The sequence below is a fragment of the Brasilonema angustatum genome (assembly GCF_059505445.1).
Genome location: NZ_JCACKO010000088.1, coordinates 1 through 18,923, shown reverse-complemented (window position 1 = coordinate 18,923; position 18,923 = coordinate 1). Strand labels below are relative to the sequence as shown.

At 41.0% G+C, this 18,923-nt stretch carries 19 protein-coding genes; 14 read left to right on the top strand and 5 right to left on the bottom strand.

What is annotated here, in order from left to right; genetic code table 11:
• Window positions 1-156: 156 nt before the first annotated feature.
• The 4 genes from AC5JM2_RS15905 to AC5JM2_RS15890 form a co-directional block, all read right to left on the bottom strand.
• Entirely contained in the window at window positions 157-675 is a 519-nt protein-coding gene (locus tag AC5JM2_RS15905; protein ID WP_495835843.1) for a hypothetical protein, read from the bottom strand.
• A 10-nt stretch (window positions 676-685) separates the two neighbouring features.
• Window positions 686-1,159 (bottom strand): helix-turn-helix domain-containing protein, encoded by a 474-nt coding sequence (locus AC5JM2_RS15900; RefSeq protein WP_495835842.1) that lies wholly within the window; start codon window positions 1,157-1,159, stop codon window positions 686-688.
• A 669-nt stretch (window positions 1,160-1,828) separates the two neighbouring features.
• Complete coding sequence (locus AC5JM2_RS15895; RefSeq protein ID WP_495835841.1) at window positions 1,829-5,641, bottom strand: hypothetical protein; 3,813 nt, start codon at window positions 5,639-5,641, stop codon at window positions 1,829-1,831.
• A gap of 909 nt (window positions 5,642-6,550) precedes the next feature.
• Window positions 6,551-6,760, bottom strand: a complete 210-nt coding sequence (locus tag AC5JM2_RS15890) for a ribbon-helix-helix domain-containing protein (protein ID WP_495835840.1) — start codon at window positions 6,758-6,760, stop codon at window positions 6,551-6,553.
• Between the two features lie 183 nt (window positions 6,761-6,943).
• Here AC5JM2_RS15890 and AC5JM2_RS15885 point away from each other — a divergent pair, with 183 nt between their 5' ends.
• From AC5JM2_RS15885 to AC5JM2_RS15820, 14 genes are all read left to right on the top strand, one after another.
• On the top strand, window positions 6,944-7,102 hold the full coding sequence (locus tag AC5JM2_RS15885; protein ID WP_495835839.1) for a hypothetical protein: 159 nt from the start codon (window positions 6,944-6,946) through the stop codon (window positions 7,100-7,102).
• Complete coding sequence (locus AC5JM2_RS15880) at window positions 7,099-7,326, top strand: hypothetical protein (RefSeq protein ID WP_495835838.1); 228 nt, start codon at window positions 7,099-7,101, stop codon at window positions 7,324-7,326. The genes AC5JM2_RS15885 and AC5JM2_RS15880 overlap by 4 nt, the downstream gene beginning before the upstream one ends.
• Before the next feature lie 39 nt (window positions 7,327-7,365).
• Entirely contained in the window at window positions 7,366-7,920 is a 555-nt protein-coding gene (locus tag AC5JM2_RS15875) for a hypothetical protein (RefSeq protein WP_495835837.1), read from the top strand.
• Window positions 7,921-8,001: 81 nt separating this feature from the next.
• Entirely contained in the window at window positions 8,002-8,205 is a 204-nt protein-coding gene (locus tag AC5JM2_RS15870; protein WP_495835836.1) for a hypothetical protein, read from the top strand.
• 104 nt (window positions 8,206-8,309) lie between these two features.
• Window positions 8,310-9,107 (top strand): hypothetical protein, encoded by a 798-nt coding sequence (locus AC5JM2_RS15865; RefSeq protein ID WP_495835835.1) that lies wholly within the window; start codon window positions 8,310-8,312, stop codon window positions 9,105-9,107.
• Window positions 9,108-9,162: 55 nt separating this feature from the next.
• Window positions 9,163-11,469 carry an ATP-binding protein gene (locus AC5JM2_RS15860; protein ID WP_495835834.1) on the top strand — a complete coding sequence of 769 codons (2,307 nt, stop codon included), beginning with the start codon at window positions 9,163-9,165 and terminating at the stop codon, window positions 11,467-11,469.
• A gap of 160 nt (window positions 11,470-11,629) precedes the next feature.
• Window positions 11,630-11,881 carry a hypothetical protein gene (locus AC5JM2_RS15855; RefSeq protein ID WP_495835833.1) on the top strand — a complete coding sequence of 84 codons (252 nt, stop codon included), beginning with the start codon at window positions 11,630-11,632 and terminating at the stop codon, window positions 11,879-11,881.
• A gap of 22 nt (window positions 11,882-11,903) precedes the next feature.
• Window positions 11,904-12,221 (top strand): hypothetical protein, encoded by a 318-nt coding sequence (locus tag AC5JM2_RS15850; RefSeq protein ID WP_495835832.1) that lies wholly within the window; start codon window positions 11,904-11,906, stop codon window positions 12,219-12,221.
• Between the two features lie 232 nt (window positions 12,222-12,453).
• The gene (locus AC5JM2_RS15845) at window positions 12,454-13,674 is read left to right on the top strand and encodes a hypothetical protein (RefSeq protein WP_495835831.1); all 1,221 of its coding nucleotides are present in this window, start codon (window positions 12,454-12,456) and stop codon (window positions 13,672-13,674) included.
• An 80-nt stretch (window positions 13,675-13,754) separates the two neighbouring features.
• Window positions 13,755-14,234 (top strand): GIY-YIG nuclease family protein, encoded by a 480-nt coding sequence (locus tag AC5JM2_RS15840; protein ID WP_495835830.1) that lies wholly within the window; start codon window positions 13,755-13,757, stop codon window positions 14,232-14,234.
• A gap of 136 nt (window positions 14,235-14,370) precedes the next feature.
• A complete protein-coding gene (locus AC5JM2_RS15835) occupies window positions 14,371-14,664 on the top strand; it encodes a hypothetical protein (RefSeq protein WP_495835829.1) in 294 nt (97 codons plus the stop codon).
• Window positions 14,661-14,846: a DUF6888 family protein gene (locus tag AC5JM2_RS15830; protein ID WP_495835828.1), complete on the top strand. Its 186-nt coding sequence runs from the start codon at window positions 14,661-14,663 to the stop codon at window positions 14,844-14,846. Before AC5JM2_RS15835 ends, AC5JM2_RS15830 begins: the two co-directional genes overlap by 4 nt.
• Window positions 14,839-15,039 (top strand): DUF6887 family protein, encoded by a 201-nt coding sequence (locus AC5JM2_RS15825; protein WP_495835827.1) that lies wholly within the window; start codon window positions 14,839-14,841, stop codon window positions 15,037-15,039. Before AC5JM2_RS15830 ends, AC5JM2_RS15825 begins: the two co-directional genes overlap by 8 nt.
• Before the next feature lie 481 nt (window positions 15,040-15,520).
• Window positions 15,521-17,185 (top strand): protelomerase family protein, encoded by a 1,665-nt coding sequence (locus tag AC5JM2_RS15820; RefSeq protein WP_495835826.1) that lies wholly within the window; start codon window positions 15,521-15,523, stop codon window positions 17,183-17,185.
• A gap of 197 nt (window positions 17,186-17,382) precedes the next feature.
• On the opposite strand, the gene AC5JM2_RS15815 is transcribed toward AC5JM2_RS15820, so the two are convergent.
• On the bottom strand, window positions 17,383-18,923 hold a 1,541-nt coding region (locus AC5JM2_RS15815), incomplete at its 5' end, for a zinc-ribbon domain-containing protein (RefSeq protein ID WP_495835825.1).

Genomic DNA, 18,923 nt, shown 5'->3' with positions numbered 1-18,923 from the left:
CCGCGATTAGACCTGTCCACACCTTGGGACGCCCTACGCTTCGCTCCGGGCGTCGTTGCCGCGATTAGACCTGTCCACACCTTGGGACGCCCTACGCTTCGCTCCGGGCGTCGCACCCTCACCCTGAACGACTTCCAAAGTGGGGAACCGTTATATTCAGCCTGAGTGTTTATCCTCATCTTGCGTTGTTTCCTCCCGTGGAGCCAACGCAAGCTGAGGTCGCTGTGTTTGCGAATGGACGCCCTCTGGCTTTTGCTGTAAATCGATTACCTTAAGCACCTCGCCCACACCTAAAGCTTTCAAGGACAAGTCGTGACACTTGATTAACGACTCAATGAGGGACGGGAGCATACTGACACTTCTATCAGGATCAAGTATTGTCCCTTTACTTGCCAGACTCTTCTCAACCCTTGCTACTAGAGACAATACCGTCTTTCGCAAATTATCAGAATCTGTAAGTAGATTCTCTTGAGTTTGTCGAATGAATTCTACATGTTGATCACGTGGCTTGACCCCAGACATCAATGCTGATTTTCTTACTTCCCAATCGTACTTTTTAGCCCAAGTAGTGCAACTTTTGAGACTGATTCCCTGCGATTGAGCAAATAACTCTAGAGAGCCTTGGAACTCACAATATTTCTGGAAAATTTGCTGCACTTTTTTCGATTCCGCCAAAATTTTTTCCTCAAAAGTTGTTATTTGTGTTTTCTAACAGTAAATTCCGTCTTGACTTGTAAAACAAGAAATCAAATCCCCGCGCTCGCCATTCAATCTCACAATGGCGAGCAATGGCAGAGGATAAAGCAGTGAGTTCCTTTACATTCAAATCATCAGAATCCAACAACAAAGCCTCTAGGCGCTCGGTTAAGATGTCTTGAAGCTTCCGGTTTGATTGGGCGATTTCAACACATCGCTGGAGACTCTGGGCATACCATTCATCTACTGACGAAACCTCTTTTTCTGCTGGTATAATCTGTCGTTTTGAGACAGTCTCAGTTTCTGCCGACGTAATCTCATTTTCTACCGTCACAATCTCATTTTCTTTAATCCATCGAAATAAAGTTGCTCTGGAAACTCCGGATTCTTTTACAATTTCCCTGACTGAAACTCCCTTGTTGTATAGCTCTAAGACTTTTTCCTTTAAATCATTTCTATGCATGAGACTACTTTGAGACTAGTCTCATTTTGGCACACTCCCCCACCACTTAGGTGGGTGTGGTATTGCGGTGAAGTTGGATACGGAGTAGGGACTTTTTGTGTGATCGCAAAGCTTCAAGCCTGTGTCAAATCCCCCACGACTACATCGAGTTGTAGGGGATGATATAGAGATGCGAGAGAGTTACCTATGATGTAATGACCTGTTTTGAATTTTTTATTGTGATTGTTCAACCAATATAAGTTCTTTATTTTTTATATCTTTGTAACCGAGGTAGGTTTGGTTCTCTTGAAGCTGGGTTTTGCAATGCAAACAACTGACTACCCTGGCTTCTCCGTACTCGCACCATATCAGGTATGTCTTTGTCAAGTCGTTGTATGACATTACCTCCCATAATCTCGGCTTAGTTAAGTCAATTGACACAGTTTTTGATTTACCAAAATTTGGATCGTTTTCTTTTCTTCGTTTGGATTCACCCATTTACCTTAGCTCCAATTGTGTGTTGTAAAACTTTTATATTTGAACATTCAATCTAGCTTTTGAAAAATTTTGTATCTATAATCTAGCATCCGTAAAGGTTTGACTTCTTCTATTTTATCAGTAACTTCCGGCAAATTCAGGTATTTTATTAATATAAAATACCTGAATTTGCGCTGTTACAGAGTTCCTGGTTTATGCGACCATCCGCAAGTTTTTTTCTGGGTGGGAGCGGTGCGCCGCAGCTTTTTGATTATCGCCATCTTCCAGCCAACGGATAATCACCTCTCCAAAATCATTGAAGCCCTCCACTGTACCATGCTGATTTCCACGGAAGTGGTATACGTCGGAATGGGTTACGCGATCGCCAATCTTAAAAGCACTCGCTACTGGTTTTTTCGGTGGCTCCGACGGAGCCACATCAGCAATACTTTCTGGCTTGCTCCACTCCTCCATCTCAGTAGTGGCTATCTTGTATACTTCGGTGTGTGGCACTTCTTCTGTTTGGCTTATAGATATTAACGATGGAAGTGCCACCAAGTCGGAGTGAGTATGAGTTAATGGCTCCATCTCAGTAGTGGCTATCTTGTATACTTCGGTGTGTGGCACTTCTTCTGTTTGGCTTATAGATATTAACGATGGAAGTGCCACCAAGTCGGAGTGAGTATGAGTTAGATGGTCTTCTAGCATCCTTTTGTTCAGTTCGGCTTGTTGTTGCTCCCATTCCTGCTGTTGTCGTTGTGTCTGCTCGGCTTTATCGACAATTTCCTTTAGCGATATCTCCCGCATTTCCTCAAGAATCGTTTCGGCTTTATGGTCAAGGCTTTTGTCAATGTCTGGTAAGTAGTCTTTAACTTCGTTCGGTGTCGTCACGGTGTACGACCTGTTATTACGAGTTTTTTTACTTTGCTTGCTCTCAAATCCAAAGAAATCTAAAAACCTGTCAACCATCTCTTTGACGTATCTTAGGTTTTTAGGTGAGCCATCATCATTAAATGTTCGCTTGGCTTTTGATATCCCAATCAGATTGAACCAGTCGGGATTATCATAATATTCATTGACAATTTGCTGTACCCAATCATCTTGGCACGAGAAGGCATTAGCCTCGATTATTTTGCCGACCCCTAATAATTTAAGTGCTTCTAGCTTAGTACTGGTGGACTTCCAAATGTCCGTTGGTGCAAAGCCGAATTCAAAATTATATTTTTTCTCGCTCTTGAAAACAGCTTGCGCCAATCGTTCATCTTGAAACTGCTTTAAACGCCATCGCTTATTTATGAACTGTGGTTGATCAAGTAGTGCCATATAAACAAAATCGCTGTTCCAAGACTGAGTTTGTTCAATCCCAGGTAACTGATGCTTTAGCCGTGCTTTGCGGATTACGCATTTAGTATCATAGTTTACATCTGTCTTGCTGAGTTCCTGTGCTTTTTCCCAGTCAATATTTTCAGAATTAAAAATCTTCTCGGCTTCGCGTCTTTTTACTAATTCCTTGGTTTGTACTACTTCATCGTATTGTCCCTCATCTGGGGTTTCTACTAAGTCGATTACTCGATGTCCTGCTTGAGCTAATGCGGTTTTGAGCGTAAGCTTTAAGTTTTGATGCTCATACTTTAACTGTTTGGCATCTTTCAAAGATTCTAAAAACCAAGGGTCTTGAGAGAATTTCTGTGCCATTTCAACAAACATGTTGACCACGAACTGACTATTTACTAACTCGTTGTCAACTTGCATTGCTTTGGCTAGTAACATGTCAATCCTCTGGTTAAGAACCGCATGTACTTCATTTGTGACGTACGGGCAAGGGTCACTTGTGATATTTACAAATTCAGGGCAAGCGACATAAATTGGTACATTTGTATCTCTTAGCCTTGCGGATAGCTGGGTTAAAGCATTGACACCTATTGTTCCACGAATATCAAAGCAAACTGCGTCGAAATACCCGTAAAGGTCAATTGACAATCCGCTTTCAGCGCTAGGACTGAGGCTTAATGAGTCAAGTTTCTCGGTTATTATAAATTCTTTGGGAGCACTCTGTAGTTGTTTTGACAGTTCGTCATGGCTGGTTTTCCCATCTAGTCGAAAATGTTTATGTCCTTGTTTCGTGAGGATTTCATCAGCAATTTCGCAACTCCTTTGACTGTCAGAAATCCAAAGTACCCTATTCGCTGCCTTGGCTTTTTCCATTAACTGAGACGGCAAGTATTTGGGCAGCATTGTGTAATCTTTTGAGGATGCTTCTGTTTCTGTGAAGTAGAAGGTTCTGGGGGTCGTAGGATAAACACTATCTAAAACTTTAATACGCTTTTCTGGAAACAATAAGCGAATAAAATCTATATCTCTATCACATAGATTCGCATCCATCATGATAGCGAATCGAGAATTTCTGATGGTGTTAACATCCCATTCTATTGCTTGTTGTTGTCTGCCTTTTAAAGTGCCACCACCCTTTAAATGCCCTAATACAGAGCAGATTTCATCATGTACCAGGTAGTACTCTGGATTGCGGTCGATGACCGCATTAAATTTAAAAAAGCTATCAGCACAACCACCCCAAAGCTTGATACTATCATCAGCAGCAAAATTGATATAATTCCCTCCCACCTTCTCCATAGTATTCTTGACATGCAAGGCATTTAACCCCATCTGGTTTGCTCTGGATATTGTGTTATTGAGCAGGCTGTTTCGATAACCAACTAACAAAGAAACCGTATTTAATGGTTTGAGGAATTTGATAAGAGCTTGAGTTTTTCCGCCTCCTAAAGCTTTCCTGACGAGTAAAATATCACACTCATTTTGTATACCTTCAGGGATATTGAGCCACTGTTCATGTTGAGTCATATCAGCACTCAGTTTGACCCTGCTTTCTGCCCAACTCAAATATCTTTTTGATGCAAATCCTTTGTCCCCAAATACCTCCTTATATTTTTTTAGAAAAGATTCAACCTGTAAGTTCCTAACTATTGATAAATTTTGCAACTCATCAATATCGCCTTGGCTTTTGTGTATTTGGTTCCAGTCCGAGACAAAAACATTTGATTGACCAAACTTGTTTTTGAGCCAATCAAAAATATTAACTAATTGCTGCTTAACTTGCCAATTTAATGCCCAACCAGAATCCGGAAAGACTTTAATAGGAAGCTCTCCATATTTGTTAATCGCCGCCTTGATATACTTCTCTAGAAGCTTCTCAGACGACAACCACTGACCGCCCGACGCGCCGATAGTGAGCAGGTTCAGTCTCTCGCTCACAAAAAATGGCTTACAACCAGTACCCTCAACAATTGCAATTCCCTCTGGTTTATTCCCCGATGGATGAAGCACTGTCAGGGGGTTCTCATCTTCTGGCTGTAGCTTCAGCGTCGCCCGGTCAGGAGTGGAAAGCCATCGGTAGCGATTTCCATCTTGAGGATTATGTAACCTTTGTTGAAACGCAACAATCCGTCCTTCAAAATCAAATAGCGGACAAAGATATGCATCGTTGCGGACAGCTAAAGATTTACCATCCTTACCAATTCCTGGTAGTTGTGGATTGTATTGACTATTTAATTTCTGCCATTGTTTAACGGATCTAATCCTGCTTCTTGATATTTCCTCATCAGTAAAGTCGCGCTGCCGCAAATCAGTAACGGTTGCGGAATCAAGGGGCAACTCTTCGAGGACTTTTGAATAAAGCTGATGACGCTCGTCAGCTGATAGTGCCCTCTCCTGCCGTTCTTTTTGCCCGACTTGTCGTCTCTTCTCCTGCAACTGTCGCTCTTGTGGTCGTCTTGTTTCATGTTTCCTCTTGGCTTCCTCGAACCAGTTGCCGTTATCAGGTAGCATCTGTGCCCATCTGCGACAAGATGTATCACCTATCACTACGTATTCATGGCTTTTCTCGCCTTTCCTTGAACCAGCCAACCCTACGCACAAATGCATCTCGCGAGTCTTGTGGGTGCGGCAGTTGCCCTTAGTGTCGCCGCAGTGTAAGCATGGATTGCCCAGTCTGGTCGGTTGGTAGCTCATGCCGCACCTCCCACCACAAGCGCTTTTCCAGTTTCAATTTCCCAAGGGGTATTGTAAAAGAAAAGCTTTTTCATACCCCTGCGGGAATTGTAACAATATCGGCTTTTGATCCACATTAGGGGATTAAAAGCAAAAGTAATGTTATAATTTTTGTTAGGACGAAAGTTGCTGTTTAACCAAGCCGGATTAGATGCGCGACTACCCCCTACTCGAAAAGGAATAATCTTTGATAAAAATCGCAAATCGCTTTTAAATTTTCTAACTGTCTGATTTTTTATTATTGAATTTTTCACAACGCGGATCTCCTGGTATGCATGTGTATCCCAGATTCCGCTCTTTTTTCTCTCTAAAAACTTCTAAAAATTATCTTTTGGTGACTTGCTATGATGCCAGCAAAAACTAATTATGTTAGACTCTGTATATAACGTAGTCCAGCAGAATACAGTCGTGACCTAACGGAAACAACTCTGTTCTCGCCTGACGCGATATATAATAAATATTGTTTTTAGAAGGACCTCAGAGCTAGAACCAGCCTTGGGGGTCTTTTAGTGTGTTCGCTAACCAGATCCTACCATCTCTCACATAGAATTGGGGGGATTTTTTAAGGGGATAGCAAGAAAATTTCTTACTATGAAAGGCTTTTAGTACTATATAACTGTCTAGTAATCTAGGAATATAGCGAGATTTTGTATGGTTTGTGAAGAAAAAAGTCAAACGGCGTTTGACTTTTCGCTTCTGGTGTTGTACGAATATATACAGGATCCCTCCATATAGTGGGTCTAAGACGTTGGTTTTGCTTTGCGTTCGCCTCAAAAATTATATACACGCAGCACACTAGTACAGACATAACGAGCAATATATATAACAGCATTCGCCAAGGCTCCCAAAAATGAAGGGTTAAGCCAATAACTACTTAGATGGTTTCTGTTTTATAGGTTGTGGGGGTGTAGGTAGTTCCCCTTGGTTTTGCTTAGTTTGAATAGCATCCATAATTATTGTCTCTATAAGGTTGCTAGCAGAACGGTTTTCAGAGTCTGCCCACTGGTCAAGATATTCTTTAACCCATTGGTCACAAACGAATTGCACGCGAGGTCTATCTTTTCTAGGGCTGTTAGGCATAGTAATTACAGCTATAAGTACCTATAGATTACTACACCCGACTCACCTCTAAATTATTTTACAGTTACCTGTTGACATATTACTATACCCACTGCTATATTAGGGACATCAAGAGACGTAGCGCGAACAACCAAAGCCGCCAAGCCTTCTACCCAATCCACAATAACTCTACCAGCAAAACAAATGACGCAGACACGCATCGTTTTGTCCCCAAAGTATAAGGACAAAGCCGAGTATATCCTTGCCCAGACAGGTATAGAAAGCCTATCCCAACTCTTTTCAATCTTCGTCGTGAGCTATGGCGACAGACTTATTGCAAGTATCAAAGGAGAAAACCAATGAAAATCAATGAATTGATTACCGATGCAAGACAGGCTTTAGATGCGATAAGCCAAAGGCTTGACGCTTCGCGTATCGCACAATCTCCAGAGTTCTTAGAATTGCTCAATTCCGGTCTATGGGACGCGCCACCAACCAGTCTCACCGACTGTGTGGACTGCCTTCTAGTTATCCAAGAGCTATCCGCGCACCTCGCAGAATGCAAAGTATATACAACATCTCTCTAACCAAATTTTTGGCTCCAACAAAATCAAGAGGTTTCTACCATGAAAGTTAATGAAGCAGCCCACGCATATAGCATCAGCACCAAAGAATTACTAAGCGAACTTAAAACAGCTTTTCCTAGTCTGAAACTTACGGCTAATAGTGAGTTACCAGAAGGGTTCGAGCGCACTGTCCAAGAGCAAGCGCAAGAATACGCGGAAGCATTAAACATAGCACTAACGGAAACATCCGGCGAAGTTGTCGAAACTGGCGAGGACGTAATAATTGACCAGAAGGTACAAGAGGCTTTTCATTACGGAATCTTAGAGGCGATAAAGCGCACACGCTCCGAAGATTTCGCGCTTGAGGGTCAAATAGCCGCAGTTGAGGATATTCAAGCGTACCAAGCGTCATATAACGAGGTGTGGGCTTTGTTTGGTCAGTCAGAATCGACCATCCAGGAAAACCGGAACCTGAATTTAAATGCTCGACTGGATGCGATCGCACAAACTAAAGCAGACATGGGAAAGCAAACGGGCAAGGATGCCCAGATAGTAGCCTGCGTTCGCAATGGGAAGCACGCAATAAAAGCCAGACTGACCGAGTTACTGGGTTAACCTGGTTACTTATTCTTCAATCTCTGCTATCCATCACATTAATTGCATTCGTCCTCACACTAGCTATTAGGTATACACAAAATGGAAAACCTCACAACTTCACGGGATATTCGGTTACATCTAGCATCACTTTTAGATGAATTATCTAAAGTTCAAACGTCGGAAGCATGGGTCAGTGTCGCGTCTGAATTTCCAATACTCACAGAACAATTTGAGCAAGCTAACACCACACTGGACACACTTTGGTTTAATTACCGTTGTGCCACCACTAACCCAGGTGACTAGTAAAACACCAAAACCACCCATAGCATCAGGTTTTTGGGTGGTCTTGGGGCATCCGTAGAAACGGACAACACAGTTTTAATTAATCATTATCCACAGTATCACATATGCCCGTACGAAAAAGAGAAAACGGTTCTATCACAGGTTCTAAACGCTACCAAAGCGAGAAAAAAGCTGATTCTGTAGGTGAAAAGGCTAAAAAACTAGCTGAAAATGCTGGTGTGGCGCTTACTCAAGTAAGGCAAGTTGCCCAAACAGTTTCTAACGCTGCCAATACAGTTACAGATACCTCTACAAAAGTAGGCGAAGCAGTCAAAAACGTAGGTCAAGCTCTAGGAAGCGTGGCGGGTTTTACAGGTGCTAAAGCATCCGCTAACCTCACACAATCAAACGGTGATGCTTACGGAGGCGTTAGCGTGCCTGTTGTGGATATTCAATCGCAAATACCTTCTGACTTACTCAATCCTGAACTGCCTACCCAAATTACTGAAGAACAGCTAACTAAGGGATTGATGCAATATGCTGGCGCTACCAGGGCACACCAACTTTACCAGGCTGGCTACAAATACATAGAGGAAGTTGGTAAAACTAAGCAGTCAATGCATAAAGCGCAATCAAGCGTCATCAAGGGGGCAACTGAAGCTGTTAAGGTACAGCAAAATATTGTTGAATTCGATATTCAAAATGTTGAGCTTGCCGTGAAGAATGAGAAATTATCTCAATCAGAAGAACGTCTCAAACAAGAGCAGCTAAAGACCACTGCTGCCCAGAATGAAACAACACAACTAGCTGAAAAGTTGGAAGCTTTAGAGGGTAAACGGAACGCTGAAACACAGCGAATTAAAGCCCAGACTAACGATATTATTCAAAAATATCTAAAAGATTCTATTCAAGGTAACGGCTAAAAATCAAGTAAACGGAGGGCTTAAGCCCTCCATACACAAACATTATTTCATCATTATGAATACCATAGATTCACTCAAGAACAAAATATTTCTTGCTTCCTTTAGCGTGGGAATTGTTTCTACAGTCGCAGTGTTAAACCCCAATCTATCAATTAAATTGTTTGGTGGTTTTGGAGTAGGGGCATCTGTCGCAGGTGTGGCGCTAGGCGAACTAATAACAGGGCAATCCGTTAATATTGGGCTAAAATCTAAAGAGGCATTTGAGAAAGAATTGTCTGAAAAATCAACTCAGGTTACCAACTTACAGACAACTGTAGATAATTTGGTTAAAAAATCTAGCAGTGTTCTAAATGAGGAACTAACTACTAAGAATCAAGAAATTGCTGATTTAAAATCTGTGGTAGCTCAGTTAAATACCACTATCTTACATAATTATGATATAAGGAAATTACTAGAAGATAATTTAGTAAAAGTTCGTGAAACTCTTGCTAATAAAGAAGCCGAGTTAAAAGAAGTTCAAACCAGTTTACAAAACGTAGGCAACTTCTCAACAACAGAAGCCTACAATATTGTAAAAAATACTTACGCTCGCTCTGTTAAAAAAGTAGAGGCTTTACTTGATGCTTTGATTCGTAATCACCCACAAGTGGCAGAGTTTTTGCAAGAAGTCTTACTAGAAGTTGATAACTTGAGAAATAGATTTATCAAGAAATTGTCTAACTACGAAGAATTAAATTCATTTGATGAATTATTAGACGTAGGGTTGTCACTGCAAGAAGAAATCATAGATAGATGTGTCTCTTTAAAAATTAAAGGACAAACCATTGTTATAAGGTTTTTACAGGATTTTGTAAACGACGCAGTACCTTATACAAATCATGAAAAATACATTAGTGATTTACTGCATCAAGCAGAAACGCAAATACTAGAAACTCAAAAGCAAGGAGAGCAGAATAAACGCGCTATAGCTCAGGAGTGGGTTGACTCTAACAATGAAATGGTAGAGAGATATGAGGGTGAATTTTCAGAAGTACTCAACCACGCGAAACACTCAGTTAGCCGTATGCAAACAATGGAGCAAACTATCTGTGATTTGAATCAGCGTATTAATGAGCTTGAGAAGCCGCAAGAATGGCGCAGTAATGTGCTAGACGCTCAAAAGGTGGGTAACAGTATCATTCGATTTTACTGGAGTCAAGGGATAAGGTTAGACCGCGCTTTCATCAACAACGACCCTTACGAACCCGTCTTGTATTTTGCTTCTAGTCGTTTGGATGATATCACCAAGATTGAAGAGTTAAACAAGTTTTCTGACTCTGTACAGCAACATGTAGAGCTACTGCTTGAACCTCCACACTTTAGCTATAACGGTGAGTACGGGCTTTTACAAACTAAAATCAAACTGGCGATTAAGCCTAAGCTCTCTAAGGAAGAACTGACAGACAAGATTCCTGACTGTAAATCAGTTGTGAGCAAAGCTAAACGCGGTTTCCTCATCACTGGTCACCCTGGCGCGGGTAAGACATCCGCTATGAAAGCAATCTCTCAATGGTTGGGCAATGAGGACACAATGAGAATTGCACTCAATCCACACGACGATGAAACAAGCAGCTTTACAGATTCAGGGTTTATTGAACTGAACGACCTAGAGGAAATTTATGAAGCAATCCGACAACTAGACACTGAGCTAAAGCTAAGAGGTGAGGACAAGACCAGACGCCAAACACTGATTATTGCCATAGACGAACTTGGCAGAATCATCAAAGACGCGCCCGATGATTTAGACGTGATGGAAGTTCTCAAGCAAGCAGCGGTAGAAGGTAGAAAGTTAAGCATCATAATTTTGCTAGGTAATCACAGCCAAACTACAAAAGCGATTGAGATGGATGCTCAATTTAGAGGTGCGTTTTATCAACTGTTTTTAGTAGGTGGCGCAACGGATAAAGTTAATGGGATTGGAGCGCCAGCACTCAAGCAACATGAGATTAATTGGATCAACTCTGTCGCGTATCCAGTCTTAACCATCTTTAATGGGCGCGGTGTGGCGTGTCAGCACCCTACTCACTGGGCTTATAAAGAATACCAAGACAGTGGTAACCCACCTATGGGACTAGAAGATATAGACCCTATAACAGTTACTCTAGGAAATCAACTCTACAGCCCCTCTATGATAATTGAACGGGAGCTATTGAGTGATGCTGACAAATCACTCATTATTAAAAATAAAGACGTTGTAAACCTCAAAACAACTTCAGGAATATCTACATTAATAGAAACTGTTAAGGGTGTTAAGGCATCTAAATCAGAAGAATACAAGCGTATCAAAGAAGCAGTTTTAGAATATTTAAAGACTATTCCCTAATAGAAACTCAAACCCTTACCAAATCCGGGTTCACAGGTTCGCTGTTTTTAAAGGACGAACCCACGGAACCCAAAAACCTCACCAAATCCGGGTTCACAGCGTTAGGAGTTGGGTTCGTTGGGTTGGTCAAAACCTAGGGTTTTTCAAAAACACCCCCACAATGGCTGAAATGAAGGTTTTTCGACGGGTTGTATTTTGGGTTCGTTCTTTGTTTATCAAGGGTTCAGGTCGGTTCAGTTGGGTTCATGGTCGAACCCAACGAACCCACAAGCCCAGCCCACCAAAAATGAATGTTTTTAAAGTGGGTTTTATCCTTGTGTATCAAGGGTTAAAGTCGGTTCCTTGTGGGTTTGTTGGGTTGGATTATTCCATCTCTCCATCGTCCAATAGCGATGGTTTTGTACAAAATTAGTTACTGTTAGGAGAAAAGGAAAATGAGATTATTTGCATTTAATGAATGGGGCGGTTTTGGGCATATGTTTAGATTAATCGACTCCCATATTATAGGGATTGATTTTAAAAACAATGGTCGTGATTTTGAACTAAAGGTTTATTTAAATCATTCTTATGTGTTTTATTTGAAACCTTCAGATTCCTTAAATGAATACGCAACGGAAGAACGAATAAACGTTAATAACTCAATAGAAATCGCTTTCAACAGATTAGTAGATTTTTTAAATGGTGATTCAAACACTCAAGAATACCAACTAGAACCATATGTGTCAGCTTCTTTATGCAAAGAATTGACTTAACTTGATAGTGAAAAACAAAAACGTCAAACTATCTACTTTTGAATTAATCGCTACAACCTATACATAATAATGGTTTCAGCTTAAATAATCGATTAATTCAACAAGCTTTTCAACAATCCTTATATACCAAGAGTTTTAAGGATTGTTCAATTCGATACATTCGCAATAAGAGGGGTTCGTATACCCCGGTGTGCCACTAGAGATTACACAGCCACAATAAAGAGGTTCAATCATGGAATTAACGACAGTTCACAATAACGGGTTTGTACCATCAGACAACACAGAGATACTAATTGAGCAGTTAGCTCAAGAAACTCTACAGAATCAGCCACAGGTCAAAACAAAGCGGAATCGCAACACCTTTAATGATATTGAGATTACTTTTGATAGCGGCGCTAATCAAACGAAAGCATGGGTTATGTTTGGCGAATTGACGCAGATGATTCACTTTCCCTCTAGAGCACGAATAGTAGAAGGTGATATCAGTCCTGATAACATTGGTAACTTCAGTTATGGCGACACTAACTATGCTGTGGGTAAATCAGCCGATTATTATCAAGGGGAATGGTTAGAAGCTAGAGAAGGTAACAAAATTGATTATCTTGATATCTGGTTTTTAGGGGTGCTAACTCACGCTAAGAAGTTATTACTTGAAGCTGCCAAAAAACGTAAGCAAGGAAGTAACAACATTAAGATTCGTTGTTGGGTTCGGGTACTTACATTAGCCAAAGAGCGCAAGCATGAAATTGAAAAAATACTCAAAGATATTCAATCATTCACGTTTGCTGATTGCACTTTTGAAATTGTAATAGGTGCTATTGAAGTATTACCAGAAGGCTATGGAAGCGCTATTACAGCATGGAACAAAGATAAATTAGCCGAACGTATCAACATTCTAGATATGGGTGGTGGAACCTTATCATATACAAGCTACTCAACAGAGTTTGGAGAATTGGATTGTGTAGAGCGTACCATTGCCGATTGTGGAGGAATCAACGCCATAGTGGCGACGCTACAACTTAGTATGAGTAGCAGAGATAATGCAGGCATTCAGCTATATCCTGAGTTATTAGAGAAAGCTTTGAGAACCTCCAAATCTAAGCAAGTGTTTTATGATTTCGGTTCTAACATCAGCAACATTTACAATGCTTTTATTAGTGCTATGAATGACTGGCTGAAAATTAATCCTCAAGTTCAGCAGTTGCTAAAAAATGTTAGGTTCTCATTGATGAACGGCGAAAAAGTTTATTTGACTGGCGGTGGTTTTTCTTGCTTAGTAATTAGGGAATTTATCAGTGAATATTTGATAAAAGCGAACTCTAACACTGCTAAAAAACGTAAGAAGGCAGATGATATTACTCTTGATAATAATTTGATTATCCCTCTTGAAGACTGTCACACCCTGAATATCACAGGGTTGAAAGAGTTACCTTCTTTGATACCGCAAAAGTAACCAAAAGCACTGGGCGGATAATTAATCCTTTCGGTGTGCCTCAAATTAAATCGCTACTATTTATTAGGAATCTCTGCATTATGACATGGCAACAAAGAAACGATTCGGTTCCCGGTTGGATTTACCTTCTTGAGGCTGAAGGGTTTCACGGTGTTTTGCCTGGTGTTTACTTGCGCCGTTGCAAGATTGGGTTAACCAGGTCAGTTGAGAACAGGCTGGACACGCTTCACTCAAGTCAGCCACCTTGTAACTATAAAGTAGTCCGTGCAATCTATGTCGCTGATATGGCTGCAATAGAGGACGCACTGCACAGACAGTTCAAACACCGCAACGTCAAGCTAAAAAAATCTCGTGAGTGGCATGACCTCTATCCTCACCAGTACGCAATGGTTTTGTGGATGTTCAACCGCTACGATTCCAAGCGTAATCACACCATTTCCCCTAGGGTCATTGCTGGCGGTCTAGTAGCGCTTCTGGGTCTGGGCTTGCTGATAGGGTACGGTTTGCGGGAGAGTGCCGCGCCACAAAATCAGCCACAAGTAGAAAAGAGAAAATTTTAATGGAGCAGGAAAAAGCTATCCGAACATACACAGTTTTGGAAATCAGAAACCGATGTTAAAATCCAACCATACACATCTTTGGAAATAAGAAGTTACAATTAAAATCCAAGCATACACATTAATGGAGAACGATGTTGTGGCAACAAGAAAAATAAATCCGAAGTCCTTAGAAAATTTAAAAATGGGATCGGTGGCAAGGAACCAAGGGAAAGTGAGGTGCAACATAACCATACTTCCAGAAACCAAAGCGTGGTTATCCAAGGGAGGTAACTTGAGCAGTCGCATTGATGAACTAGTGGGAAAGTACCTCAAAGGCGATTTGGTTGGTATTCGTGCGCTACGCGAGATGGAAGAACGTTGTCAGGAGTTGGAAGCTAGGCTCAGTTCCTTAAATGGAGAGGATATAGCGATTAAAAAGGTGCGTCAATGAGTTCTCGCTACCCGACCGCCGAACAAAATCTAACCTGTTTCATCCTGTGCCAAAACTTGACAGCGTTACTACTCCCCATCTTTATTGTCAGGTTAGATGAGCGAACGGGAAACATTTACATACTGGCAGGAGAAGAAACAGGGATTGTAATAACTCGCGATGGTAAATGGAGATATGACTAGACCTAATTTTTCAGCAATGAGCAAATCTGAGTTAAAACGCTATCTGCTAGACAATCGAAACGATACAGAAGCTTTTCATGCACTTATGGACAAAATCAACTCAGAACCTGACCAACGCTTCTATACTGTAGATGAAGCTAATCTACTGCAAGATTTGATTGAAGCTAAACGTCACTCAAAAGAAAACTTGTGAGCCTTGACTTAACCACGAAAAGCACTGGCGGGTATAATCAGCCAGTGTTATCACAAATCCCATAAATGAAATCCGATTATGACATAAGAAAATCATAATCGGTACAATTTTCAGCCCATAAGAATAGGTAATGAATCGCGAACTCACGGTCAAGGCTGAGGCTGTAGCTTGTGCCTGTTAAGCGATTGCACCACTTGCCCGAACACTACACTACGGAATAAGCCTTCTAAGGACGTAATATGCTAATCACCAATCCATAGGGGAGACCGTAAAAATAAAATACCAGCCGCAATTGGGTTAACGGGTTGGTGACGAAGGATTTAGGAATGATCTGCTGGTATTTTATTTCAAGGCAAGTGCCATAGAGAAAACTAAATACACCCCACGTACACACCCCAGATTTTTGATGCTCAAAAATGAGATTTTATTAAAATGGGGTGTTACGATTGGGGTGTAATTCACAAAAGGAAGTATTTCAACTATGCCACGATCGCTAGAATTTTTGGAACAATACAAAGCTGTCGAACTCCGTAAGATGGCTGCATCGATGATGAGAGAGAATCCCACACTAATATTCAACGTACATGGGATAGAACAAACTGCTGGCTGGGTTCGTACCAACGGCAAGAAAGATGCTTTGATGCACCACATCTCATTATGGGAAGGTCAGTTAAATCAAGTTGTAGAACCAGCCATAGAACCAGTCGTAGAGGAAGAACCTATGGTAGAAGTGCAAGAACCTACCAAGAAAACAAGCAAAAGAACAGCTAAAGCTAAAGCTAAAGTACCAACAGTAGAACCAGTCGTAGAGGAAACACCAGTGGTACAAGTACAGGAACCTACCAAGAAAACAAGCAAAAGAATAGCTAAAGCTAAAGCTAAAGCGCCAATAGTAGAGCCAGTAGTTGAACCATCGGTAGTTGAACCACCAGTAGAACAAGTACTTGAACCACCAGTAGAGCCAGTAGTTGAACCATCAGTAGAACCAGTAGTCGAACTACCAGTAATTTCGCCACCAATAGAACAAGCAGCAAAACCAGTAACGGACACCCCATATCAGGATTCAGAAGCTGAAAAACTGGCGATCGCTAAAAAGCTGTACTTCTCCACTGAAAAAAACGATGAACTGACCGGATTGAGGGAATACCAGCTAAACCTTTGTAGGTCTGGCAAGTACTTCTTGCCTGAGTTTGGGATTTTGGTCGCCCGTGCCCGTGTGATTATTGAAAGCTATGCCGATTCCAATAGTTTTGAAGGTAAAGCACATCCCGGCACTGTTCAGAAAATCCGTGTAGACGTGATGAAGTACCTAAAACAACTTGTGACGCCTGAAGTTGATAAATTCCTACCTGTCAACGATCGCACCTTGCTAGATACATACAATGATTTTGAAAACGCTGTCCGTGGTGCTTTCAAGGATATTGGCGCGATCAAGTACAAGATGAATCAAGAGCGATCGCACAAAGCTGAAGAAGATGTACGAGCTATCATTGTGTTGCCATACCTGGAATGGGCAATGGAACAGGTATCCCACATAAGCGCTAATTCTGCCAGATGGAAGGAGGTAGCCATAGCAATCATGTTGCTCACTGGTAGACGGCAATCTGAGGTTTTGGCAACGGGACTGTTTACCTATGTAGATGAGTCCACAGTCGTGTTTGAGGGACAACTTAAGCGCCACATTGCGGAATTGGTAGATCCTGAGAAAATCCCTGTATTGGGTAAGGTAGCTAAGCAAGTTGTTGATGCGATCGCTTGGTTAGAAGAACACAACAAACGCACCTTGCCAACCGAACGCAGTGTAGAAGCCTTACAGTTAGCCGCTAAACTGAGTCATAACAGGTGTTCGCGCTATATTGCTGAAGCTATGGACAAGCTTGCTGATAAGTGTGAAATCACTAACGGTAAAGACTGGGAGGTGAAAGAGGGTAATAAAAAGGTCAATAAATTCAAAGGTCACTTAAACCGTCAAATCTACGCTCAAATCTGCTCTGCCTTGTTCAACGATTCCAACGAGCGTAAGAAAAGAGCATTTATCAGCCGGATACTGTTAGAAAACCGAGATGCGGCGCTAAGCTATGACAGGGACGTGGAAGTGGTGGATATTGCGGAAGTTAAAGAACTGTGTGGGACTTTCTCTGAATAGGTTTGTTCGGAGTTCTAGTAGCGTATCGCGAGGGTTGTGTAAGTTTGCACAACCTTCATGCTTAAGTAAATTCTCAATTTTATTGACAAATGCTGGTCTTGGTTAAAAAGTCAAATCCGTAAAAAACTGAACCAGTTTAATTGTTTACGAGATGCCCCACTTACTCGCAATGACATTTTACATTTAATTATGTTGAGCTACTTATCTAGTTTATTCAATTCCATTCCGCACTGCGTACAGAACTTGCTATTAGTAGAATTATGATGACCGCAACTGCTACATGAAATATAATCTGGAATCAAAACACAACTTGCAACAGTAGTTTCTTGAATAGGTACTAGATTCATTGAAACAGAGTAATTGGCAAAGTGCTGACGTAACAAATCATGCATAAACCGATAGCCGCCCCCTACTCGTTGTAGAAATAAGCGATTGGTGCAGTAGTCAAGAAACTTGGCATAATTCCAAGGAGCGTAACCATTAGCCCAGAGAATTACGCGTAAAACAAAATGTTTGATAGCTGGTGTTCCACTTTTAGGTATTGCAATGAACAGTCCAATAGTTAATCCATACACTGGACTAGAATTTAACTCTACGTTCCATCTGGATATCTTTATACATAGAATAAGTATTAATGTAGCCAATAAACAAGTGACCGTTGATATAATAACTGTGTTAATAACTGATTGGCGAATTCCTTTATTAGGAATAGTTTTGTTTTCAATTTGTCGCCCATCAATTCCAAAAATCAGTCCAAAAATCAGCCCAAAAATTAGCCCATAAATCAGCCCTAAATTCACTCCATAAATCGACCCTAAAATCGGCTCTGAAATCAGCCCTAAAATCGAGCCAAAAATCAGCCCTAAAATCAGTCCAATTGAAGATTTTTTTTGAGAAAACTTTATAATCTCAACTGTTTGAATTTCATCTCCAATCAGCCCATAAATCAGCCCATAAATCAGTCCATAAATCACCCCATAAATCAGCCCATTAATCCGTTCTAAATGCCCCTCTAAAATCGGCTTTGAAATGACCCCTGAAATCAGTCCATTAATCAGCCCATAAATCAGCCCTGATATCATGAATTTTATAGTTGTTAACCTAACAGTTATGAGATGATTAATTAATTTAATCTTTTCTATTTTATTTTCTATTATATTTCCAATCAGTCCATAAATCAGCCCATAAATCAGCCCATAAATCAGTCCTGAAATCAGCCCTGAAATCAACCCTAAAATCAGCCCTCCAATCACCCCAAAAAGGTCTGAAGTCAACCCATAAATCAGTCCATAAATCAGTCCTAAAATTAGTCCATTAATCAGCCCTGAAATCAACGTTCCTATAAATCCCCGTGTAATCAAACTATAAACAACTTTTTGAATTTTATTTTTCAACCAACTCGGTTGAATTCCTTCAATAAAAAACTCAGTTGCACTTTCATCCTTCAACCTTTGCGCCAACCAGCTTAACCAGTGTTTAGTCTTTTCTGGCTCAGGTTGTTCACCTGTATACTTACGTTTCAGCATTCTACTGATGTAAGTCTCAAATAGATAGCTTAGGCGTTCCTGAGAAGACTTTAACCGCTGCCACGTTTCTATTGATAGTTCTTGAGCCGAAAGTACAATAATATTTAACAGAAGTGGTGTTTTAGCTAATTTACTTAACTCTTCATCCTGATTAATGCTGTCACACAACTGTAAATTATCTGTGTTTTGTAAATATTGGTTGACTTGCTCTT